Genomic DNA, 22,428 nt, shown 5'->3' on the forward strand with positions numbered 1-22,428 from the left:
ACGTGCTTTTTTTACGAGGATTGCAACTAGTAGAAGTCATAATGCTATCTCCTAGTTTTTGTATCAAAAATAACTAATTGGTTTGATTTCCCACGATTTCATCCTCTTCAAAGTGTCCCACACCATCTTCAACAACAAATGGGCAAGTAACTTTCTTTTTTATTCCATTTTCATCATAGGAACTAGTGATGTTATAGATTCCATCGGAAAATGAATTTTTTGGTAAAGATAAGATTCTTTCCTTAAAGGCGTCCACAGGACTACCATTTTCTGCCTTTATAATCGAAAGGTCACAATCAAAATCGAGAGTAAGACCTTTGTTTTTCATGAGATCTTTTGTTGTAATATTATAAAATCCAGCTGCGTCAGAATCTCCTTTTTCTCGATTGCTGACAGCCTGCGCCATAATTGCCACATAGTAGTTTTCTATTGGATATTTTCCAAATTTAAAACTAGAAGCTATTGGTGTATCAAAAAGCTTATTTATTTTGTCAGCAGTAGTATTTTTGATACTATCTTCTTCTTGTTGTAGATTCGGTCTTTCTTTGTATACATCTAGTAAGAAACTGAATTCATCTTGTTTGACAGTGTGAAACAGTGCCTTTTCTTTGTCGTTAAGAAGTGTTTCAAGATCTGTTCCTGAAAGAAGAAAGAAATTTGATAAATGTTCTCCACTTCTTCCTTGAATTTGTGCAGTAGTAGTTTCTTTTAAAATAGTTCCATCGGATAATTTTTCTGTATATGTTAGCTTGTAGGCTGTTCCATAAAATGCTTCAATCTCTCTGTGTTTATCAACTACTTCAACCTTTCCTTTAAGCCCAAGTGATTGAAATTCTTCAGCGAAAGAAGGAGTAGTGTGTTTAGTAGTGTGTTTAATTGATGGAGAAGTGATTATAACTAGTGCTATGATAGTGAGAAAAATGATCATCCCCCCAAAGATAAAGCCAGCTATGGTAGCATTATCTTTTTCTTGCCCTAGCTTTATTGTCTGATAAATAGCAATCATGATAATGATAGAGTATACAATACTTGCGCAAACCAGTACGGGATAATTATCAATGTAATTAAGTGGAGCTCCCTTGAAACCTATTATTTGCATAAAAAATCCAATTGTAGCTAGGACTAACTGTATTGTAGAAGATTTTTGAATAAACGCATTATCTTCAAAGGAGGCTTTTAATTTTGAAATATCTCTAAACATAAAAATATTTCCTAGCACAATTGCCCCATATGAAAAGATAAGTTCTTTCCCCATGGATATAAAAGCAAAACCTCCGGAATCATAAGTAATCGAATAAGCATAATTAAAGATAAAGTATCCTATCATGATAAGACTGAGCCGAGCTACACTAATTTTGTATGGTTTCATAGGAGAACCTCCTCGTTTCTATTGACTAAATTATATCATATTTGAAGTGGAAAAGAGAGCGTTTACATAAAAGTGTAAATAAAAAAGATAGGCCGAATGACCTGTCTTTTTTTAATAGTTTAAATATTGTTCAATCTCAGATTTTTGGATTTCTTTACCGTAGTGACAAATCGGACAAGAAACGAAATAAGTTTTTCCGTAAGGAAAGAGTGGAATCCAATAAAGAGTGAACTTGCGTCCATATTCCGTAATTTCCCAAGTATCAACATTGTTACAATGGCCACATTCGATAGTAGTCTGTGTATGTCCCAACACTTTTTGGTAACCTTTTGACCCCCAAAATAGAATCATTTTACATCTCCTTATAACTAATGATGTTATTGTTTACTGAAATCGTAGTCTTTAACAATTTCGATACTATCGATAGTGATAGCAGTAGTCGGCTTGTCTTTTTCATCTTTTTCAGCCTTAGCAATTTTATCTACAACGTCCATCCCATCGATTACTTGACCAAAGACTGGGTGTTTTCCATCAAGAGTTGGATTTCCGCCTTCTTTGTAGGCTTCGATAATTTTCTTAGGATAGCTACTTGTAGGAAGTTTAGATGAATAGTCTGTTGTACTTTGGTTGATAAAGAATTGGCTACCATTTGAATTTGGCTGACCAGTATTGGCCATAGATAGAGAACCACGGATATTATAGAGATATGGAGAAATTTCGTTTTTGAAACCTGTTCCCTTGTCCTTGGTTTTATCCTTATCATGCCAGATAGATTCACCACCTGTTCCATCTCCCTTAGGATCCCCAGTTTGTACCATAAAGCCGTCAATTACACGGTGGAAAGTCACACCATTGTAGTAACCTTCTTTAGCATGAGTAAGGAAGTTTTCAACCGCAAGTGGAGCTAACTTAGGAAAGAGTTTGATACGAATATCACCTTGACTTGTGTGAAGGATAGCTTCAGCCTCATCTTCAGCTACTTCCTTAGAAAGTTGAGGGAAGTTAGCATTTTCGTTTGTTAAGGCGTCTTTCAAATCTTTTTCTGCTTGGGCAGCAGCTTTCGAACTCTCTTCAGCAGCAATTTTAGAATCCACGTAATCATCACCACGAAGTGCACGTTGGATGCTTGTGCATCCACCAAGAGCAAAAGTTGAAATGAGTAGTAGTGTAGCTAATTTTTTCATATTAGTCCTTTCAAAAATCATTTTTACTATTGTACCGTAAAAGAAAGGGGATTTCAAATTTTCAATTAAGAATATTTATCTAACACATGTAACTTTATAGCTTTACTTACTCCATTTTGTTCATTAGAGTCAGTAACTGCTTTTGCACAAGTTTTGACATCTCTAGGAGCATTCCCCATGGCTATACCTAGCCCTGCGGTTTCAATCATGGGAATATCATTATAATTGTCACCGAGAGTCATAATTGAGGTAAGGGGAAGTTGATAGTAATTTGCTAATTCTAACAGAGCTTGTTTTTTGGATACTTGATTATGTGTAACTTCTAGATAGTTATCTTTAGAGAGATAGAAGTCGGTTTGAGGGAAATCTATTGAGGATAAGGTTTTTTGAAGTTTCTGTATGGTATCCGTATTATCTATCAGCAAAAGTTTATGAACAAGAGTTTTCTCGTCTCTTATAAAATCTGCTAAAGATGTAACTTTTGGACTTTCTCCAGTAATAGTTGCTTCGATTTCTACCCATTCATCAATAGTATTCACAAGCCAATCTTTTCCAGAATAAACATTTATAGAAACTGTCGGGAATTCTTTTTTCAAAAAGTCATGAAGTAAGAGCAATTCGCTTTTATCAATAGAATACTGACTTAGGATTTTATCTCCTAAACTGATGAGTGCTCCATTATAGCAGGCAATAGGACAGTCGGTGATGCCAAGTTCTTTAGAAATTGGAGCTATACCGAGAGGAGATCTAGCAGAAGCTAGAACAAAAGGAATATTACATTGTTTTAAAAGTGGCATCAGTTCTATCAAATAAGAATCTAATTGGTGATTTTTATCCAAAATAGTGCCGTCAATGTCACTCATAATTAATTTAATTCTTGACATATTTTGCTCCTTTTTAAAATAGTATTGTTGTTCTACCATCTAAAGATTCTTGTATTTCTACATCAGGCTCTTTATCTGTAATCCAGTAATCAAAATCAGCTAGTTCAGAAAGTATAAAATGAGAGTGTTTGTTTATCTTTCCTGTTTCAGCTAACAAGACGCGAATTTTACTAGTTTTAAATGCTCTTTTTTTCATGAGAACATCTTCTTGATCCTCAAAACTAACTTGTCCGTCTGAAAGACTAGCAGCGCCAAAAAATGCTACATCAAATCTAATTCCCTCTAAAGTATTGGATTCTTCTAGTGAATAATAAAAACGATTCTGTCTATGAAATTTTCCACCGAGAATATGAAAATCGACATTTTCATTATTTCCTAAGATAAGTGCGTTATCTAATGAATGACTGAAAATAGTAACTTTTTTATCTATAATTTTTGCTAACTCAAGTATAGTGGTTGAAACATCAAAGAATATCAGTTGTGAATCAGAAATGAGTTGGGTAGCTAAATGAGCAATTTTCTCTTTTTCTTTAGAAGATTGTTCTGCTCTACCTTGAAAATCAAGAATCCTTTGCTTTTGAATTGGCAATAAACCTCCATGAGTTCTTCTTGCTCGTTTTTCCTTTGCGAGAATTGAAAAATCTCTACGGATGGTATCTTTGGAAACATGGAAATGGTCAACCATTTCTTTTGCTGACAGACTTCCTCTATCCTCTAAAAGTTTTATGATTTCTTCTAATCGTTGTTCTTGGTACATAGGAATTCCTCCTTTTTTTAATACTATACTCTTTTTATAAGCATTTGTCAATAATTGTAATGATTTGTAAGTGTTTTAAAAAATTACAAAAAAATCAACCAGCTTTGGTTGATTAAAGATTCTTTTTAGGATGGAGGTCAATGATTACTTGATGGTCTTTGAGAGCTTGTTCACCTTTTGGAGTTAGTTTATAGCCACGAATCGAAAAGCGGTTAGCTAATTCTTCTTCTGAAAAATGATCATGAAGTGCTTGATTCAATTCGGTGGCCTTCATCTTGGAGAGTCCAGTAACACCCTTCTTTTTAAGGATACTCTTTTTCATAGTAGCATTTAGATGGTAAAGCGAGTCAAAGGCGGTTTCGATAATAGCATATCCTTTTTCAACAAGCGTATCTAAATGTTTTGGGATATCAATGCCATAAGAATTACTATATTTTAAAAGAGTATATTTTCAAAGGATTTTTTCTTTCGGCTTCAATTCCTAATGAATCAATGAACTTAATACTAGGTCTCGAAAAGAATTATGCTTCCTATTTCTGTCTGAGTTCAAAGAGGTCTTCTACTTTCAGATTAAAAACTTGAGCAATTTTAAGAGCCATTTCCAGCGAAGGATTGTAACGATTATTTTCCAAGTGCAGAATTGTCTCGCGTCGCATGCCGATGAGGTCGGCTAACTCTTGCTGGGTCATGTCTGTGGACTCACGAACAGATTTGAGATTAGTAATAATATTGCTTTCTTTGGCCATGCTTATCCTCTACGTTCTAAGATAACATAGACAACCGCAAAGATGCAAATCAAGGCAGCTATGCTAATAAATATTTGGCCCATGTAAAGAGTGAGAGACCCCATATACCCAATGATAACTGCTAGGATCATCAGTGCGCCTAGTATAAAAACAAACATCAAGCTAGCTGCCTTGGCTAAATTAGCATAAAAGCGTTCGTCCGGAGTTTCCTTGACATTTTTCAAACAGAAAAAACCAAATACAATCACTTCAATAACGAGGCCAATTCCCAAAATCCATTCTTTAATACCAGAACTTACGCTTGGGGTCGCAAGCCAAATCCCTACTGTATAAAAAATGCTAGCTGCAAAAATAAGTATCGAGTAAAGCTTTGCAGACAAGTCAAAAATAATCTTCCCCTTATCTTTCTGACTCTTATGAGGCCGTGGTTTCATATGTAGCCAGCTCCAAATAGCTACAATCTGACCTAACGCTGAAATACCAACAATAACTAACTTGGGTTCCCAACTAAGATTAGAACCAAATAAAACAATAAAATCAATAAAGAGAGCTACGGCAATCATTGCAATGAGGCCACGCATTTTTTGACTTTTTTTCATGATAGACTCCTTTTTATGTTATAAATATATAACACTTAAATTTATGTTATAAATATATCACATTTAAATTTGGAAAGCAAGAATTTATGTGCCAATGAGGAAATTATTTGAAAAAACTTTTTAATTAAAGACCTCGCTAGTCAAACAACTAAAGAACTCTTTGAAGCAATGCATCGGATTTGGTTTGGATAGTTTTGTTAATAATATTTGATGATAAAGAATATTTGGAAAATCTAGATACTGTATGGATCTCTACTTTTTTTCTTAGACTGTTATAAAGTCTGTCAGAATAAGCTTTGTAGGTGTAGAAGTTCATTTTTTCTTTCTAATTTATCCCTATTAGTCTAAAAAATTTAAAAATTTTAAAGTCTGTCAAGTTTTTTTCTTGACACCTCTCAGAAATCTGTTATAATAGAACATGTGCTAAATAGCTTAGCTATTTCACCGAAATAAAAAATAAAAGAAAAGAGATATTAAAAATGGCAGTAAAAATCCGTTTGACTCGTATGGGTTCTAAGAAAAAACCTTTCTACCGTATTAACGTAGCAGATTCACGTTCACCACGTGACGGACGTTTCATCGAAACAGTTGGAACTTACAACCCACTTGTTGAAGAAAACCAAGTAACTTTGAAAGAAGACCGTATTTTGGCATGGTTGGCTGATGGAGCTCAACCTTCAGATACAGTTCGCAACATCCTTTCAAAAGAAGGTGTATTGAAGAAATTCCACGATTCTAAATTCTCAAAATAAGTTTAAAGTAGGTTGACAGATGGATACGATTGAAAATCTCATTATTGCAATTGTGAAACCTTTGATTTCACAACCAGATGCCTTAACTATCAAGATTGAAGATACACCAGAATTTTTGGAATATCATTTGGATCTTGACCAGAGCGATGTGGGTCGTGTAATCGGTCGTAAGGGTCGCACTATTTCTGCGATAAGAACGATTGTCTACTCTGTCCCAACTGAAGACAAAAAAGTAAGAATCGTTATTGACGAAAAATAAGAAAAGCGGGACAAGGTCTCGCTTTTTTTTGCAAGAAAATCCATGAATGTTCTTCATAATTAAAGAATCGTTATCCCTTTCTCCAACTTGTGAAAATCCCTGTAACATGATAAAATAAAGGGAGAAACAGATACAGGAGACAAGATGAACTACTTTAACGTTGGGAAAATCGTCAATACGCAAGGTTTGCAGGGTGAAATGCGAGTCTTGTCAGTGACAGATTTTGCTGAAGAACGCTTTAAAAAAGGGGCAGAGCTTGCCTTATTTGATGAAAAAGATCAGTTTGTGAGAACAGTGGTCATTGCAAGCCACCGTAAACAAAAAAACTTCGATATCATCAAGTTTAAAGATATGTACCATATCAATGATATCGAAAAATATAAGGGGCACAGTCTGAAGGTTGCTGAGGAAAATCTCAATGATCTTGATGATGGTGAGTTTTACTACCACGAGATTATCGGTTTAGAAGTCTATGAGGGAGATAACTTGATTGGAACTATCAAGGAAATCCTTCAGCCTGGAGCCAATGATGTTTGGGTAGTCAAACGCAAAGGCAAACGAGACCTACTCTTACCTTATATCCCGCCTGTAGTTCTCAATATAGATATTCCGAATAATCGTGTGGACGTTGAACTCTTAGAAGGGTTAGACGATGAAGATTGATATTTTAACCCTCTTTCCAGAAATGTTTTCACCCCTAGAACATTCCATCGTTGGAAAGGCTCGAGAAAAGGGTCTCTTAGATATCCACTATCATAATTTTCGTGACTACGCTGAAAAGGCCCGCCATGTGGATGACGAACCCTATGGCGGTGGTCAAGGGATGCTCCTACGAGCGCAACCCATCTTTGATGCCTTTGATGCGATTGAAAAAAAGAATCCGCGCGTGATCCTCTTAGATCCAGCTGGAAAACAGTTTGACCAATCTTATGCTGAGGATTTGGCGCAAGAAGAAGAGCTTATCTTTATCTGTGGTCACTATGAGGGCTATGACGAGCGGATTAAGGCCTTAGTAACTGATGAAATTTCTCTAGGAGATTATGTCCTTACTGGTGGAGAACTTGCAGCAATGACTATGATTGATGCGACGGTTCGCTTGATTCCAGAAGTTATCGGCAAGGAAGCTAGTCACCAGGATGATAGCTTTTCATCAGGACTCTTGGAATATCCTCAGTACACAAGACCTTACGATTATCGTGGAATGTTAGTCCCAGATGTGCTTATGAGTGGACACCATGAAAACATACGTCAATGGCGACTCTATGAGAGTCTTAAGAAAACCTACCAACGTAGACCTGATTTGCTGGAAGAGTATGAACTGACAGCAGAAGAAGAGAAAATGTTAGCAGAAATTAAAGAAAATAACAATTAAAAGGAGAAAACTATGCAAGTAATTAAACGTGATGGACAAGTCGCTGATTTTGATCCAGATAAAATCTACCAAGCTATCCTTAAGGCGGCTCAGACAGTCTATGTTTTGACTGACGATTTGCGCCAAAACCTAGCTCAAGTTACTAAAAAAGTTGTGTTGGATTTAGAAGAAGCAAAAGTAGAACGTGCGACTATCAGTATGATTCAATCAATGGTTGAGCACCGCTTACTTGGTGCTGGCTACATTACAATCGCAGAACACTATATCTCTTATCGTTTGCAACGTGATTTGGAGAGAAGTGGTTATGGCGACCACATCGCTGTTCACCTTCATTTTGAACAAATTCGCTAAGATAAAAAGAGTGAGATGATAGAAGCATCTCACTCTTTCTTAAATCTTCTTTTTTGGGCCGTTTGGATAGTAGAAGGAACGAAAGTTACTCTTCGAATATCCGACACTCGAATAATACGGCTGACGTTTTTGGCGAAATTTTTAACAATAATTTGTTGGCGGTCAGTATCATACTTGATAATATCGCCTGTAAAACTTGACTCAGCAAAAATAATGTGTACAGCTGTTTTTTTAGCTAGGGCTTCTTCAAGTCTAGCAATTAGGGGATCGCTTTTTTCAGGAATGGAATCTTCATGTCCATTAATAAAATCATGAACTTTTTGCAAAGCCTGTTTTAATAAATCTTTCATTCCGGCCTCCCTTCTTTTAATCATTATATAAAAATTTTATGAAATCTACAAGATTTTTCGAATAATCAATTGAGAACAAAAAGGAGAAAAACATGGCAGAATTTACATTTGAAATTGAAGAACATTTGCTAACTCTATCTGAAAATGAAAAAGGATGGACCAAAGAAATCAATCGTGTCAGCTTTAATGGTGCACCAGCGAAGTTTGACATTCGTAGCTGGAGTCCTGACCACACCAAGATGGGGAAAGGAATTACCCTCTCAAATGAAGAATTTCAAATCATGGTGGATGCTTTTAAGAATCAATAAACTTTCATCTAAGATTAATTAAAAAGAGGTTAGGGAAAATCCCTGCCTCTTTTATTTGCTTGAAAAATAAGCTTGTGTACGAAGACGTTGGAGTAGTGGTCGGCTGATGAAGCTAATGGCTACAATTTTGGCAAGATCAGGTATGATAAAGGGAATAACACCGACAGCCAGTGCTTTATCAAAAGGCATTCCAGCTAAGAAGTGGAGACTGAGAATACCACCAACAAAAACAAGTGAATCTCCCAAGAGATTTGCAAAGAAAATACGTAGGACACCACTATTGGTGTGAATGAGATAGGAAGCAAGCCCTGCATAGACAAGGTCGAACCAAAGATAACCAGCGCTTGGTCCAACTAAAACATGAAATCCAGCTCCACCGTTAGCAAATACCGGAAGACCAATAGCTCCAAGTAAGAGATAGAGTCCGACAGAGAGAACAGCTTCCCTTGGTCTAAAAACAGTAGCGATGAGTCCAATAGCAAAGTTTTGCAGAGTGAAAGGAACTGGACCAATCGGCATACTAATTTGGGCCAATACTGCAATAAGAGCCGCTCCAATAGCAGGAATAGCGTAAATGTGTGCTTTTTTCAAAATAGTTAACCTCTTCTATAAATTATAGTAACTATTATACTAAATGAGATATGAATGTCAACCTATTTTAAAATAAAAGGTTACAAATTTGTAACGGCCGATTTAGAGTAAAAAAGAGACCAAGGGGTCTCTCTTTTCTTTTAACGCATGGTCACAAATTCTTCTGAGCCAGTTGGGTGGATAGCGACAGTAGCATCAAAGTCAGCTTTTGTAGCTCCCATCTTGATAGCAACTGCGAAACCTTGAATCATTTCGTCAACGCCATAGCCGATTCCATGAAGGCCAACTACTTTTTCGTCTGCACCAGCTGTTACGAGCTTGAAGCGAGCTTCTTGGCGGTGACTAGTAACGGCAGAATACATAGATGCAAATTTTGAAGTATAGACTTTAACGTTTTCTTGGCCGTACTCTTTGATAGCTTCTTCCTCAGTCAGACCGACTGTTCCGATTGCTGGGTGTGAGAAAACTACAGTCGGAATAGTCGTGTAGTCCATTTTAGCATTGGTTTTACCGTTGAAAAGTCTTTCGGATAGGGTACGACCAGCCTTTATAGCGACAGGAGTCAGTTCCTTTTCACCTGTGACATCTCCAAGAGCGTAGATACCTTCAACGATAGTATTTTGGTATTCATCAACCTGGATAAAGCCGCGTTCATTGAGGGTAACACCAGCTTTTTCGAGTTGAAGTCCTTCAACATTTGGACGGCGACCAGTTGCCCAGATAACTTGACTGGCAGTATGAGAGCTGCCATCTTCGAAATGAATGGTAATACCTTGTTCAGTTTCTTCAAGTTTAGCAGGAACCTTATGGGTGTGGAGGTTTAGTCCTGTATTTTCCATTTCTTGAACTAGACTCTCAACGATATAGCCATCAAATCCACGTAGCGGACGTTCACGACGGACAAATAAATCTGTCTTTACACCAAGTGTATGGAGTACACCAGCTAATTCTACAGCAATGTAACCAGCACCTAGAATAGCTACCGATTCAGGTAACTCTTCCCAGGCGAAGATATCATCTGAGCTACCACCTAGTTCAGCACCAGGAATAGCAGGGATATGAGGATGAGCTCCAGTCGCAATTACAATATGCTTAGCACGGATCAATTCGCCATTAACACTGACAGTATGAGCATCAACGAACTCAGCACGTCCTTCAATCAAATCAACCCCGTTGCGCTTGAAGCTTCCATCGTAAGACGAGCGAGCACGATCAATATAAGCTTCACGATTCTTACGAAGTGTTGCGTAATCAAATTCGTTGTCAGTGCTTGTGAAACCATAGTCAGGTCCATATTTGTGGATACTCTCTGCAATTTGGGCTCCATACCACATGATTTTTTTAGGGACACAGCCGAGATTGACACAAGTTCCCCCTAATTTCTTTTCCTCAATAACTGCGGCTTTAGCACCATGTTCGCCAGCACGATTCATGGTAGCAATACCCCCGCTACCTCCTCCGATGGCGATAATATCATATTTTCTCATTGAAAGCTCCTTTACTTGTTTTCTAGTCATATTCTATCTTTTTTTGAAAGTCAATGCAAAAATTTACTACGTTTAAAATTTTTAAGAAAATGCTTGCAAAAATAAAAAAGAAGTTGTATTATATAACTAACACAACAATAAAAGATTTGGCAATTATTTTTGGATGGACAGAAAGCAATTGTCCAATTTTATGACTTGTGCTATAATCTTAATATATGTTTATAAAAGAGGTATGGATATGAAAAAGAAGTCAAAAGCTAAAAAATGGCCCCTATTTACAGCTATAGGAGTTACGTCAGTTCTTGTAGTAGGAGCAGCTGCTGTTCTTCTATTGAGACAACCAAATCAAGCTGCAACACAAGACGAAACTGCAAAAATCGTTCTTGCCAAAGAGGGATCAGTGGCTTCAACAGTTCTCTTATCTGGTACCGTAACAGCTCAAAATGAACAATATGTTTATTATGATGCTAGTAAAGGTGACTTGGATGAGGTTTCGGTCTCTGTCGGAGATAAGGTAAGTGAAGGCCAAGCTCTTGCTAAGTATAGTAGTACAGAAGCTCAGGCTGCCTATGATGCTGCCAGTCGTGCAGTTGCGAAAGCTGACCGTCATATCAATGAATTGAATGAGGCTCGAAATACCGCCGCAGCAACACCTGTGCTCCCTCAAGCTGGGGTTGAAGGCGCTACGGACCAAACCCAAGCACAATCTTCTACATCAGCTACAGCTTCTATCGATTCACAAATCAGTGATGCGCGTGATGTTCGTGCAGATGCAGCGGCACAACTTGAAAAAGCCCAGGCACAGTTGGATGCCGCTACAGTTTTGAGTACAGTAGAAGGTACAGTTGTCGAAGTCAATCGTAATGTTTCAAAATCTCCAACAGGAAATAGCCAAGTATTGGTACATATCGTTAGTAACGACAACTTGCAGGTCAAGGGAGAACTTTCTGAGTACAACCTTGCCAATCTATCTGTAGGCCAAGAAGTTACCTTTACTTCAAAGGTTTACCCAGATAAAACTTGGAATGGTAAGATTAGCTATATTTCAAATTATCCAAAGAACAGTAGCGAAGCAAGTAGTAGCTTAGCTGGTTCAAACACAGGTTCTAAATACCCATATACGGTCGATGTAACTAGTGAAATTGGCGATTTGAAACAAGGTTTTTCTGTCAGTGTCGAAGTGAAAAGTATGAGTAAAGCATTGCTTGTTCCTATTACAAGTATCGTCATGGAAGAAGATAAAAACTATGTTTGGATTCTTGATGAAAATCAAAAGGCCAAAAAGGTTGAAGTTGGATTGGGCAATGCAGATGCAGAAAACCAAGAAATCACATCTGGTCTGACAGATGGAGCAAAAGTCATCAGTAATCCGACAGCTTCCTTGCAAGAAGGAAAAGAGGTGAAGACTGATGAAGCAACTAATTAGCCTCAAAAATATCTGCCGTAGTTATCGAAATGGTGATCAAGAGCTTCAAGTTCTCAAAGACATTAACCTTGAAGTTCACGAGGGAGAATTCGTGGCTATCATGGGACCATCTGGTTCTGGTAAGTCCACCCTCATGAATACCATCGGTATGTTGGATACCCCTACAAGTGGTCAGTATTTTCTAGATGGAAAAGAAGTAGCTGGTTTGGGTGAAAAACAATTAGCCAAGGTGCGAAATCAAGAGATTGGCTTTGTCTTTCAGCAATTCTTTCTCTTGTCCAAAATGAATGCTCTCCAGAATGTCGAACTTCCCTTGATTTATGCGGGAGTTTCAGCTTCAAAACGTCGCAAATTAGCAGAAGAGTATCTGGAAAAGGTTGAACTGACTGAGCGTAGCCATCACTTGCCATCGGAGTTGTCTGGGGGGCAGAAACAAAGGGTTGCCATTGCACGAGCTCTTGTCAACAATCCATCTATTATCTTGGCTGATGAGCCAACTGGAGCTCTGGATACCAAAACGGGTAATCAGATCATGCAACTCTTAGTTGAATTGAACAAAGAAGGAAAAACCATCATTATGGTAACGCATGAGCCTGAAATTGCCGCCTATGCCAAGCGTCAGATTGTCATCCGTGACGGTATCATTTCGTCTGACAGTGCTCAAGTAGAAAAGGAGGAAAACTAAGATGCAGAATCTGAAATTTGCCTTTTCATCCATTTTGGCCCACAAGATGCGTTCCTTCCTGACCATGATTGGGATTATCATCGGTGTTTCCTCAGTTGTCGTGATCATGGCCTTGGGTGACTCTATGTCTCGTCAGGTCAATAAAAACATGACCAAGTCTCAAAAAGACATCCATGTCTTTTTCTCACCTACCAAGAGTAAGGACGGTTCCTTTACACAAAGACAATCTGCACTGACCTTGTCTGGCGGTCAAGAAGATTTTGTTGAACCACCAAAACCTCAAGAATCTTGGGTTAAAGAAGCTGCCAAACTAAAAGGTGTGGACAGCTACTATGTAACCAACTCAGCCAATGTGACCTTGACTTATAAGGATAAAAAGGTCGAACACGCTAACATGACGGGTGGGAATGTCACCTATATGGATGCGGTCGAAAATGAAATTATTGCAGGTCGTGGACTTAAAGCACAAGATTATAAAGATTTTGCAAGTGTGATCATTTTAGATGAAGAGCTTGCCAATAGCCTTTTTGGTTCTGCAAAAGAAGCCCTCAACCAAATTGTTGAAGTAAATGAAATCAGTTACCGTGTTATTGGTGTTTACGCAAGTAAGGAAGCCAAGGCAGCCAAAGCATTTGGTGTTGGAGGACTACCAATCACGACCAATATTTCCTTGGCAGCTAATTTTAACACAGACGAGATTTCAAATATTGTCTTCCGTGTTAACGATACGAGCTTGACTCAGACTTTGGGTCCAGAGTTGGCAAGAAGAATGACAGAGATTGCAGGTCTTCAACAAGGGGAATATCAAGTTGCAGATGCGTCTGCTGCCTTCCAAGAAGTTCAACAACTCTTTGGCTTCATAACAACGATTATTAGTGCTATTGCAGGGATTTCCCTCTTTGTTGGTGGTACTGGTGTTATGAACATTATGCTTGTTTCTGTGACAGAGCGTACCCGTGAGATTGGTTTACGGAAAGCACTAGGAGCAACTCGGGGTAATATCCTAGTTCAGTTTTTGATTGAATCCATGATTTTAACCTTATTAGGTGGATTCGTTGGTCTACTGCTTGCTGCAGGGGTGACTATGCTTGCAGGGGTTCTTCTTCAAAACTTGATTGCAGGAATCGAAGTTGGTGTATCCATCCCAATCGCTCTCTTTAGTTTAGCTGTCTCAGCTAGTATCGGTATGATATTCGGTGTTCTACCAGCCAACAAAGCCTCTAAGCTTGATCCAATCGAAGCTCTTCGCTATGAATAATTTAAAAGATAAAAAAACGAGATAGACATTTGTCTGTCTTGTTTTTGTATGGATTTCTCTATCGAAAATCACTAAAAATGTGGTATAATGAAGTGTTAGAAAAACAGGTTTCATTAGCCTGGAAAGGAAATATTATGTCTGAAAAGAATTTTTATATTACAACACCGATTTACTATCCATCTGGTAAACTTCATATCGGTTCTGCCTACACAACTATCGCATGTGATGTCCTAGCACGTTACAAACGCCTGATGGGCTACGATGTCTTTTATCTGACTGGTCTTGATGAGCATGGTCAAAAGATTCAACAAAAAGCAGAAGAAGCTGGCATCACGCCTCAAGCCTATGTTGACGGAATGGCAGTTGGAGTTAAAGAACTCTGGAAATTGCTTGATATCTCATACGATAAATTCATCCGTACCACAGATGACTACCATGAAAAAGTAGTAGCACAAGTTTTTGAACGCTTGCTAGCTCAAGATGACATCTACTTAGGTGAATACTCTGGCTGGTACTCAGTATCCGATGAGGAATTCTTTACAGAAAGCCAACTTGCGGAAGTTTTCCGTGATGAAGATGGAAATGTGACGGGTGGTATCGCTCCATCAGGTCACGAGGTTGAATGGGTTTCAGAAGAGTCTTATTTCCTTCGCCTCAGCAAATACCAAGATCGCTTGGTCGAATTTTTCAAATCACATCCTGACTTCATCACTCCAGATGGTCGCCTTAATGAAATGTTGCGTAACTTCATTGAGCCAGGTTTGGAAGACTTAGCAGTATCTCGTACAACCTTTACCTGGGGTGTACCAGTCCCATCAAATCCGAAACACGTCGTCTACGTTTGGATCGATGCACTTCTTAACTATGCGACAGCTCTTGGTTATGGTCAAGATGAACATGGTAACTTTGATAAGTTCTGGAATGGAACAGTCTTCCATATGGTTGGGAAAGACATCCTTCGTTTCCACTCCATCTACTGGCCAATCCTTCTTATGATGTTGGATGTTAAATTGCCTGACCGTTTGATTGCCCACGGTTGGTTTGTCATGAAAGACGGCAAGATGTCTAAGTCTAAAGGGAATGTCGTTTATCCTGAAATGTTGGTAGAGCGCTATGGTCTCGATCCACTTCGTTACTACCTCATGCGTAGCCTTCCAGTTGGTTCAGATGGCACCTTCACTCCAGAGGACTATGTAGGTCGTATCAACTATGAATTGGCAAACGACCTTGGAAACCTCCTCAACCGTACGGTTTCAATGATTAACAAGTACTTTGATGGTCAAATCCCTGCCTATGTAGAAGGTGTAACAGACTTTGACAATGAACTTGCTCAAGTGGCAGAACAATCAATTGCTGACTACAATACCTACATGGAAGCAGTTGACTATCCACGTGCACTTGAAGCAGTCTGGACTCTTATCTCACGTACTAATAAATACATCGATGAGACAGCTCCATGGGTACTGGCTAAGGATGAAGCTCACCGTGACCAATTGGCAAGTGTGATGAGTCACTTGGCAGCTAGCCTTCGTGTCGTAGCTCACTTGATTGAGCCATTTATGATGGAAACCAGTCGTGCAGTCTTGACACAACTTGGTCTAGCAGAAGTTTCTAGCCTTGAGAACTTGAGCTTGGCTGATTTCCCTGCAGGTGTATCCGTAGTTGCCAAAGGAACACCAATCTTCCCACGTCTGGATATGGAAGAAGAAATCGCTTATATCAAGGAACAAATGGAAGGCAACAAGCCAGCAGTCGAAAAAGAATGGAATCCAGATGAAGTCGAACTCAAACTAAACAAGGAAGAAATCAAGTTTGAAGACTTTGACAAGGTTGAAATTCGTGTTGCTGAAGTCAAAGAAGTTTCTAAAGTAGAAGGTTCTGATAAGTTGCTTCAATTCCGCTTGGATGCTGGAGATGGTGAAGACCGTCAAATCCTTTCTGGTATTGCAAAATACTATCAAAACGAACAAGAATTGGTCGGTAAGAAAGTACAAATCGTTGCCAACCTCAAACCACGTAAAATGATGAAAAAATATGTCAGCCAAGGGATGATTCTCTCAGCTGAACATGATGGAAAATTAACCCTTCTAACAGTTGATCAAGCTGTACCAAACGGAAGTGTGATTGGCTAAGATTTAAAAAGAACCAGTTTAAACTGGTTCTTTTCTTTTGTAAGGTATCAGTTGATAAAAGTGGCATTCTACTTTATAATGAAGAAAAACGGAGGAAATTGCCATGAAATATATTCCATTTGGTCAAGAGAAAAGAGAATTGTCCGAAATCGTTCTAGGCATGATGCGAATCAGTGACAAGTCGGTTAAAGAGGTTGAGGAGTTGGTTGAAACAGCCCTATCTGTAGGAATCAATGCCTTTGACTTGGCAGATATCTACGGTGGAGGTCGTTGCGAAGAATTACTGGGTCAAGTGTTAAAGCATCGTCCTGACCTGCGAGAAAAGATGTGGATCCAGTCCAAGTGTGGCATTCGCATAGAAGAATTTACCTATTTTGATTTTTCAAAAGATTATATTTTAGAATCAGTAGACGGGATTCTAAAAAGATTGCAGGTTGATTATCTAGATAGCTTGCTTCTCCATCGTCCAGATGCTTTGATGGAAGCTGATCAAGTGGCCCAAGCCTTTGAAATTCTACACAAATCAGGTAAAGTTCGAGACTTCGGTGTGTCCAATCAAAATCCTATGATGATGGAATTACTGAAGAAAGAGGTCAAACAACCTTTATCTATCAATCAATTACAACTAAGCGCAGCTTTCACGCCAGGATTTGAATCAGGTTTCCATGTCAATATGGAAGGTGACAAGGCAGCTTTGCGTGATGGTAGCGTCTTTGAATACTGCAAATTAAATGACATGGTTATTCAGGCCTGGTCAGTCTTGCAGTTCGGATATTTCAAAGGGAATTTTGTCGGCAATGAGAAGTTTCAACAACTAAACCAAGTCCTAAATCGATTAGCCTTAAAATACGGTGTGAGCCCTTCAGCTATTGCTATCGCTTGGGTGTTACGCTATCCAGCTAAGATGCAGGCAGTAGTAGGAACAACTAACCCTAAACATTTGATAGAAGCAAGCCAAGCAAGTAATGTTAACCTAACTCGAAAAGAATGGTATGAGATTTACCTCGCAGCAGGGAATGATTTGCCATAGGAAAAAATGCATTTTAAGAAATCACAGTCAAAAAGCCGTTGCAAAACGGTTTTTTGTTATAATAAAACAAGAGAACTATTAAGGAGAGAAACATGACATTTGAAGAAATCCTGCCTGGATTAAAGGCAAAAAAGAAATACGTGCGTATTGGCTGGGGTGGAGCTGAAAACTATGTGCAGCTTTTTGATACCATCGAGCAAAATGGCGTCGCCCTTGAAGTGACACCCTATTTCCTCATCAACGTATCTGGTGAAGGGGAAGGTTTTTCTATGTGGAGTCCAACTCCTTGTGATGTCTTAGCGACGGATTGGGTGGAAGTACATGACTAAACGGGTCTTGATTACAGGCGTGAGCTCAGGGATTGGTCTGGCGCAAGCTCGACTCTTTTTAGAAAAAAGTTATCAGGTTTTTGGAGTGGATCAGGTAGCGGATCCTCAGTTGCCAGGCGATTTTCACTTCTTACAGCGAGACTTAACCTTGGATTTGACACCAATCTTCGACTGGTGCCCTCAGGTGGATGTTCTCTGCAATACGGCTGGAGTCTTGGATGCTTACAAACCGCTTCTTGAGCAAAGCGCTCAGGAGATTCAGGAGGTTTTTGAAATCAACTATGTGACTCCGGTAGAGCTGACACGGCATTGTCTGACTAAAATGTTGGAGAAGAAGCAAGGGATCATTATCAATATGTGTTCCATTGCTTCTAGCCTAGCAGGAGGTGGCGGTCACGCTTATACTTCCTCCAAGCATGCTTTAGCAGGCTTTACCAAGCAGCTGGCTCTAGACTATGCTGAAGATGGAATTCAGGTCTTTGGGATCGCTCCAGGTGCTGTCAAGACTGGCATGACTGCTGCGGACTTTGAACCCGGTGGCTTAGCAGACTGGGTAGCTAGTGAAACGCCTATCAAACGCTGGATTGAGCCAAGTGAAATAGCTGAAGTTAGCCTCTTTTTAGCAAGTGGAAAAGCAAGCGCCATGCAAGGACAAATCTTGACTATTGATGGTGGCTGGAGCTTGAAGTAGGAGAATCTGATGGAAATCAAACACCGCTTTTTGTGTCTATGGTGTTTGCTATGAGAATGGGAAATTACTCTGCATTGAGAAAACGATAGGTCCGTATCAACACCGTTACAATCCACCTGGTGGTAGCTAGAAACTAGGATAAGGCAGAGTTACGAAGATTTCCAGAATTAGAACTGACAAGCTATAGAAATTGGAAGGTGAATGATGAGAAATCAACTAGCTCTTAGTGGCGAAAAAATTGTTGAAAAAGTTTATCCCCATTTATTGCACCACGTCGGCTTGATTCGTGGGGAATACTTGTTGAGAGAGCTCAACCAAAACATCCTGTTACCAAGTTGTCAGCAATTTGTAAAAGATTATCTAGACACTATTTGCCATTTATACTCAGATGAAGAAGTCTGGTATCGTTTTTCAGAGTTAACAAATGCAGAAGCAAATAGTCTAGACGGGACTAAAGAGTATTTTGACGAACGCCACCCATTATTTGGATATAGAGGGACTAGGCGTTTATTGGCGTGTCCAGATGAATTACAGGCTGAGGCACATGTCGTTACAGAAGTTTATCAAACCAATCCCAATCTGTCTGTTATTTTTCCTTTTGTGAATGATGCTGAACAGTTAAAACAAGCTATTAGGGTATTGCGCCAGCATGGTTTTACTGGAAAAGTTGGAACAATGATTGAATTGCCGTCAGCTTATTTTGACTTGGACAGGATACTGGAAACTGGTATTTCAAAGATTGTAGTGGGAATGAATGATTTGACTTCATTTATTTTTGCGACTATAAGAAACAGTCAATGGCATGATATGGAAAATCCCATTATGTTAGAAATGCTGGGACAGATGCAGGATAAAGCAAGGATGAAAAAGATAAATTTCGCTGTAGCAGGCTATCTGAATCCTTCTTTCATACAAAAAATGAATCAGATGGGGATTGAGTGCATTATCCACTACAGTTCTATTCCGGAGATTTTTAATTTAGAGATTGACCATCCAGATCATCTCAAATGTGTAAAAGAAGAAAGTAAAAAAATACAAAGGAGCAACCCATGACACCTCAAGAAATGTGGAATGCCTACAAGTAAATTAACCCCTCTATCGGAGATGAGATAGACGATTGGGCTTTTGGAGTGGCCCCAGACCTTTTGGCAGATTTGGTACTAAGAGGCGAAAAGACAGCAACTGCTTCAGCTTACGATCTTTACGCTCTAGAGGACGAACCCCTTCCACAAGAAGGGACCTTTGATATTATTTTAGACAGCCAAGACCAGGCTGTCTGCATTGTCGAAATTACAAAGGTTTCTGTTCAGCCTTTCTATCAAGTGTCAGCCGACCATGCCTACAAGGAAGGTGAGGGAGACAAATCTCTAGCTTATTGGCGTCAGGTTCATGAAGACTTTTTCAAAGACTGCTTTGGAGAAGCAGGTCTGACGTTTACACCTGACAGCAAGGTTGTTTTAGAAGAATTTCGCAAGGTTTACCCTCTATAGACTGCTATAAGAAAGAAAGTTTTGGAAATCACCGTCCAAAGCTTTTTTCTGATTTTAAATGATAAAATAGCCAAACAAAAAGCGGACAATCATGTCCGCTTTTTGAATCTATCAAGTGAAGTTGTGGATAAAGTATTGCAAAGATGTTTATCTTTTGAATCCCTATTCACGTCACTTCTACATTGGTTGATTATTTTTCGGTAAAAAAGAGAGAGCATTGCTCTCTCTTCTCTATAGAAACTTATCTAATATTATTTAGAAAGTTTACGTTTCATAACTACAGTACCTGCCAAGATTACCACACCTGCCAATACAAGTACTAGGCTTGTAGTCTCACCAGTAAATGGAAGACTTGGTCCTTCTTCTGTTGTAGTAGAACGACCTGGTTCTGGTGTTGTAGCAGGACGACCTGGTTCTTCAGTAGTCGTTGTTGTAGTTGGTGTTGGGGCTTCAGTAGACTTAGGAGCCTCAGTTGTTGTTGTAGTTGGTGTTGGGGCTTCAGTAGACTTAGGAGCCTCAGTTGTTGTTGTAGCTTCTGTTGTCGTTGTTGCTGCAGTTGTTGATTCAGTAGTCGTTGTTGACTCTGTTGTCGTTGTTGCTGCAGTTGTTGATTCAGTAGTCGTTGTTGACTCTGTTGTCGTTGTTGCTGCAGTTGTTGATTCAGTAGTCGTTGTTGACTCTGTTGTTGATGCAGTCGTTGATTCAGTAGTCGTTGTTGACTCTGTAGTCGTTGTTGTAGTAGTTGGTTTGTTTGATGTGTTGACGACCTTAATCACGTTTGCATCATCAATTTTTTCAACTTTAGAAGTATAACCTTCAGGTGTATTTGTTTCCACTACTGAGTACTCAATCTTCTTACCGTCTTTGATACCTGGTAATTTAGTAAATTCTGCTTTCCAACCAGTAGCTTTTGTAAGAGTTTGTGTCAACCCTTCTAAGGCTTGGCCGTCAGCATACAATTGAACAGTAATATCTTTACGGTCAGCTTCTTCGTCACCAACCCATTCTTTCTGAACGGTCACAGTTGTGTCACCAGAAACCCAGAATTTCAACTCATTGTTGTTCCAGAAGGCTGGGTCTGTTTGAGGTGTTGTGATTTCATCTGAAGTCAAGGTAGCGTTGTTATCGATACGGATAGTTGTCTTAGGAATGATTGTTTGGTATTCAACGATCAATTCATCGCTAGACGATGTTTTAAATACATCACTGACATCAGATAAGTTTACAGTGAATCCATTGCCATCTGCATCGAATTTCACATGTTTCCAGAAATCCCAACCAGAAGCAACTACTTGTCCACCTTTTCTTAAAGTGAAGGATGGTTTCAAGTAAGTTCCTACAAAGAATTCATTTGCAGCGTGGTTTGCAGCAGGAGCAAAAGTGATTTTTGAGTAATCGACGGCTGGAGCTTGGATTTTATCTGATACAACAGGGTTTGTGATGGCTTGTTTCTTACCATCTCCGTTGATACGGATGAACCATTTTGTTAGATAGTAGTCATCACCAACATTCATCCAGGCATAGTTTTCAGAAACGTCTAGTTTGAATTGCTTAGCTACATAGGAACCATCAAGGTTGTACTTGTTCAAAACAGATTCAAATACGCCAGGTCCATCAGGGCGAGTAATGATGACAGATTCTGAACCGACTTTAGAAGTGGCGGTCTTGTTTCCAGGATTTCCTGGAGTGCTATCCCACACTGCTCGGTATTGGAATCCACCCTTAACATTTTGGTTCATGGCTTCGATTGCTTTTTTAAAAGTAAAAGTAATCTTCTTGTTTGTCATTGACAAGGTAGCTACTTCAGCACCGTTGGCTTGAAGTGATTGCGTTGCGAGTTCTGTGATATTTAAACCTTCGGGAGCGTCGATGGTAAAAGTATCTCCTTCTTTAACAGATTTACCTGTTAAGTCCCAGTCAAAAGAAAATGTGACCTTTTGACCAGATGTATCTGCTTTAAGGTTTGTAATAGTCGGAGTGACAGTTGCTGCAGAAACTGGCTTGATGATTGACAAACCAAGAGCAACTACACTGAACATTGCTACAAACGCGAATAATTTTTTATAGAAAGTTTTCACTTGTTCCTCCATTCCTTTCTTCCATAAAATCTTCTTGTTTGGTAATAACACCCAAAATGTTGATTGATATCATTTAATAAAATTGACAGTCCTATTCTGACGTAAAATCCTTTCTTTATCGCAGTTTACTCCAGCTCCATTGAAGATAAATTAATGCAATAGTTTTAAGACTCCGTATGTTATTAACTAATTTACATTTAGAGTGACTTTTAAACGTAAAAGGGATTTTCTGCTAGTTTATTTCATGGACGTGAATCCAATATTTAAAAAATAACCAATGAATTTTTTAAATATTGGATT

27 protein-coding genes and 1 pseudogene are annotated in these 22,428 nt (G+C 38.9%); 16 read left to right on the plus strand and 12 right to left on the minus strand.

Annotated elements, in window-relative coordinates; translation table 11 throughout:
* Nucleotides 1–73: 73 nt before the first annotated feature.
* The 8 genes from SPAR10_RS08600 to SPAR10_RS08635 all read right to left on the minus strand — a co-directional run bounded on the left by SPAR10_RS08600 (nt 74) and on the right by SPAR10_RS08635 (nt 5,539).
* Nucleotides 74–1,369 carry a hypothetical protein gene (locus SPAR10_RS08600; RefSeq protein WP_004253049.1) on the minus strand — a complete coding sequence of 432 codons (1,296 nt, stop codon included), beginning with the start codon at nt 1,367–1,369 and terminating at the stop codon, nt 74–76.
* A 111-nt stretch (nt 1,370–1,480) separates the two neighbouring features.
* The gene (locus tag SPAR10_RS08605) at nt 1,481–1,720 is read right to left on the minus strand and encodes a zinc-ribbon domain-containing protein (protein WP_004253050.1); all 240 of its coding nucleotides are present in this window, start codon (nt 1,718–1,720) and stop codon (nt 1,481–1,483) included.
* 26 nt (nt 1,721–1,746) lie between these two features.
* Entirely contained in the window at nt 1,747–2,553 is an 807-nt protein-coding gene (locus tag SPAR10_RS08610) for a peptidylprolyl isomerase (RefSeq protein ID WP_004253053.1), read from the minus strand.
* A gap of 65 nt (nt 2,554–2,618) precedes the next feature.
* Nucleotides 2,619–3,437 carry a Cof-type HAD-IIB family hydrolase gene (locus SPAR10_RS08615; protein ID WP_004253054.1) on the minus strand — a complete coding sequence of 273 codons (819 nt, stop codon included), beginning with the start codon at nt 3,435–3,437 and terminating at the stop codon, nt 2,619–2,621.
* 13 nt (nt 3,438–3,450) lie between these two features.
* On the minus strand, nt 3,451–4,194 hold the full coding sequence (locus tag SPAR10_RS08620) for a DeoR/GlpR family DNA-binding transcription regulator (protein WP_004253055.1): 744 nt from the start codon (nt 4,192–4,194) through the stop codon (nt 3,451–3,453).
* A 112-nt stretch (nt 4,195–4,306) separates the two neighbouring features.
* Nucleotides 4,307–4,516: a hypothetical protein gene (locus SPAR10_RS08625; protein WP_004253056.1), complete on the minus strand. Its 210-nt coding sequence runs from the start codon at nt 4,514–4,516 to the stop codon at nt 4,307–4,309.
* A gap of 208 nt (nt 4,517–4,724) precedes the next feature.
* Nucleotides 4,725–4,940: a helix-turn-helix transcriptional regulator gene (locus SPAR10_RS08630; RefSeq protein ID WP_004253057.1), complete on the minus strand. Its 216-nt coding sequence runs from the start codon at nt 4,938–4,940 to the stop codon at nt 4,725–4,727.
* A gap of 2 nt (nt 4,941–4,942) precedes the next feature.
* On the minus strand, nt 4,943–5,539 hold the full coding sequence (locus SPAR10_RS08635) for a hypothetical protein (protein WP_004253062.1): 597 nt from the start codon (nt 5,537–5,539) through the stop codon (nt 4,943–4,945).
* Nucleotides 5,540–6,018: 479 nt separating this feature from the next.
* On the opposite strand from SPAR10_RS08635, the gene rpsP reads away from it, so the two are divergent.
* The 5 genes from rpsP (at nt 6,019) to SPAR10_RS08660 (ending at nt 8,273) form a co-directional block, all read left to right on the plus strand.
* Nucleotides 6,019–6,291 carry a 30S ribosomal protein S16 gene (gene rpsP / locus SPAR10_RS08640; protein WP_004253064.1) on the plus strand — a complete coding sequence of 91 codons (273 nt, stop codon included), beginning with the start codon at nt 6,019–6,021 and terminating at the stop codon, nt 6,289–6,291.
* A gap of 19 nt (nt 6,292–6,310) precedes the next feature.
* Nucleotides 6,311–6,550 (plus strand): RNA-binding protein KphA, encoded by a 240-nt coding sequence (kphA, locus tag SPAR10_RS08645; protein ID WP_000379617.1) that lies wholly within the window; start codon nt 6,311–6,313, stop codon nt 6,548–6,550.
* Between the two features lie 144 nt (nt 6,551–6,694).
* Entirely contained in the window at nt 6,695–7,213 is a 519-nt protein-coding gene (gene rimM, locus SPAR10_RS08650; protein WP_004253065.1) for a ribosome maturation factor RimM, read from the plus strand.
* Entirely contained in the window at nt 7,203–7,922 is a 720-nt protein-coding gene (gene trmD, locus SPAR10_RS08655) for a tRNA (guanosine(37)-N1)-methyltransferase TrmD (RefSeq protein ID WP_004253068.1), read from the plus strand. Before rimM ends, trmD begins: the two co-directional genes overlap by 11 nt.
* 12 nt (nt 7,923–7,934) lie before the next feature.
* Complete coding sequence (locus SPAR10_RS08660; RefSeq protein WP_004253071.1) at nt 7,935–8,273, plus strand: ATP cone domain-containing protein; 339 nt, start codon at nt 7,935–7,937, stop codon at nt 8,271–8,273.
* Between the two features lie 29 nt (nt 8,274–8,302).
* On the opposite strand, the gene SPAR10_RS08665 is transcribed toward SPAR10_RS08660, so the two are convergent.
* The gene (locus SPAR10_RS08665) at nt 8,303–8,623 is read right to left on the minus strand and encodes a hypothetical protein (protein ID WP_004253077.1); all 321 of its coding nucleotides are present in this window, start codon (nt 8,621–8,623) and stop codon (nt 8,303–8,305) included.
* A gap of 92 nt (nt 8,624–8,715) precedes the next feature.
* On the opposite strand from SPAR10_RS08665, the gene SPAR10_RS08670 reads away from it, so the two are divergent.
* Nucleotides 8,716–8,931: a YdbC family protein gene (locus tag SPAR10_RS08670; RefSeq protein WP_004253080.1), complete on the plus strand. Its 216-nt coding sequence runs from the start codon at nt 8,716–8,718 to the stop codon at nt 8,929–8,931.
* Nucleotides 8,932–8,982: 51 nt separating this feature from the next.
* On the opposite strand, the gene SPAR10_RS08675 is transcribed toward SPAR10_RS08670, so the two are convergent.
* Both SPAR10_RS08675 and gor read right to left on the minus strand, forming a co-directional pair.
* Nucleotides 8,983–9,522, minus strand: coding sequence for a biotin transporter BioY (locus SPAR10_RS08675; protein ID WP_004253081.1), 540 nt, complete (start codon nt 9,520–9,522; stop codon nt 8,983–8,985).
* A 140-nt stretch (nt 9,523–9,662) separates the two neighbouring features.
* Nucleotides 9,663–11,009 carry a glutathione-disulfide reductase gene (gene gor / locus SPAR10_RS08680; RefSeq protein ID WP_004253083.1) on the minus strand — a complete coding sequence of 449 codons (1,347 nt, stop codon included), beginning with the start codon at nt 11,007–11,009 and terminating at the stop codon, nt 9,663–9,665.
* 238 nt (nt 11,010–11,247) lie between these two features.
* Between gor and SPAR10_RS08685 the strand changes: the two genes are divergently transcribed.
* The 10 genes and pseudogenes from SPAR10_RS08685 to SPAR10_RS08725 all read left to right on the plus strand — a co-directional run bounded on the left by SPAR10_RS08685 (nt 11,248) and on the right by SPAR10_RS08725 (nt 20,050).
* The gene (locus SPAR10_RS08685) at nt 11,248–12,435 is read left to right on the plus strand and encodes an efflux RND transporter periplasmic adaptor subunit (protein ID WP_004253084.1); all 1,188 of its coding nucleotides are present in this window, start codon (nt 11,248–11,250) and stop codon (nt 12,433–12,435) included.
* Nucleotides 12,419–13,120 carry an ABC transporter ATP-binding protein gene (locus SPAR10_RS08690; RefSeq protein ID WP_004253086.1) on the plus strand — a complete coding sequence of 234 codons (702 nt, stop codon included), beginning with the start codon at nt 12,419–12,421 and terminating at the stop codon, nt 13,118–13,120. Before SPAR10_RS08685 ends, SPAR10_RS08690 begins: the two co-directional genes overlap by 17 nt.
* 1 nt (nt 13,121) lies before the next feature.
* Complete coding sequence (locus tag SPAR10_RS08695; protein ID WP_004253087.1) at nt 13,122–14,378, plus strand: ABC transporter permease; 1,257 nt, start codon at nt 13,122–13,124, stop codon at nt 14,376–14,378.
* Nucleotides 14,379–14,512: 134 nt separating this feature from the next.
* Nucleotides 14,513–16,510, plus strand: coding sequence for a methionine--tRNA ligase (gene metG, locus SPAR10_RS08700; RefSeq protein WP_004253089.1), 1,998 nt, complete (start codon nt 14,513–14,515; stop codon nt 16,508–16,510).
* Nucleotides 16,511–16,613: 103 nt separating this feature from the next.
* A complete protein-coding gene (locus tag SPAR10_RS08705; protein ID WP_004253092.1) occupies nt 16,614–17,540 on the plus strand; it encodes an aldo/keto reductase in 927 nt (308 codons plus the stop codon).
* 92 nt (nt 17,541–17,632) lie between these two features.
* Nucleotides 17,633–17,869 (plus strand): DUF2829 domain-containing protein, encoded by a 237-nt coding sequence (locus SPAR10_RS08710; RefSeq protein WP_000141907.1) that lies wholly within the window; start codon nt 17,633–17,635, stop codon nt 17,867–17,869.
* Complete coding sequence (locus tag SPAR10_RS08715; protein ID WP_004253094.1) at nt 17,862–18,560, plus strand: 3-oxoacyl-ACP reductase; 699 nt, start codon at nt 17,862–17,864, stop codon at nt 18,558–18,560. Before SPAR10_RS08710 ends, SPAR10_RS08715 begins: the two co-directional genes overlap by 8 nt.
* 9 nt (nt 18,561–18,569) lie before the next feature.
* Nucleotides 18,570–18,687 (plus strand): annotated as a pseudogene (locus tag SPAR10_RS11260) (NUDIX hydrolase); the annotation flags it as partial.
* A 77-nt stretch (nt 18,688–18,764) separates the two neighbouring features.
* The gene (locus SPAR10_RS08720) at nt 18,765–19,613 is read left to right on the plus strand and encodes a putative PEP-binding protein (RefSeq protein ID WP_004253096.1); all 849 of its coding nucleotides are present in this window, start codon (nt 18,765–18,767) and stop codon (nt 19,611–19,613) included.
* A gap of 32 nt (nt 19,614–19,645) precedes the next feature.
* Nucleotides 19,646–20,050 carry an ASCH domain-containing protein gene (locus SPAR10_RS08725; protein ID WP_232672998.1) on the plus strand — a complete coding sequence of 135 codons (405 nt, stop codon included), beginning with the start codon at nt 19,646–19,648 and terminating at the stop codon, nt 20,048–20,050.
* A gap of 251 nt (nt 20,051–20,301) precedes the next feature.
* Here the strand turns inward: SPAR10_RS08725 and SPAR10_RS08730 are convergent, their stop codons facing one another.
* Nucleotides 20,302–22,140, minus strand: a complete 1,839-nt coding sequence (locus SPAR10_RS08730; protein WP_232672996.1) for a Cna B-type domain-containing protein — start codon at nt 22,138–22,140, stop codon at nt 20,302–20,304.
* Nucleotides 22,141–22,428: the final 288 nt, after the last annotated feature.

It is taken from the genome of Streptococcus infantis SPAR10 (genome assembly GCF_000279535.1).
In the GTDB taxonomy this organism is placed as follows: domain Bacteria; phylum Bacillota; class Bacilli; order Lactobacillales; family Streptococcaceae; genus Streptococcus; species Streptococcus infantis_I.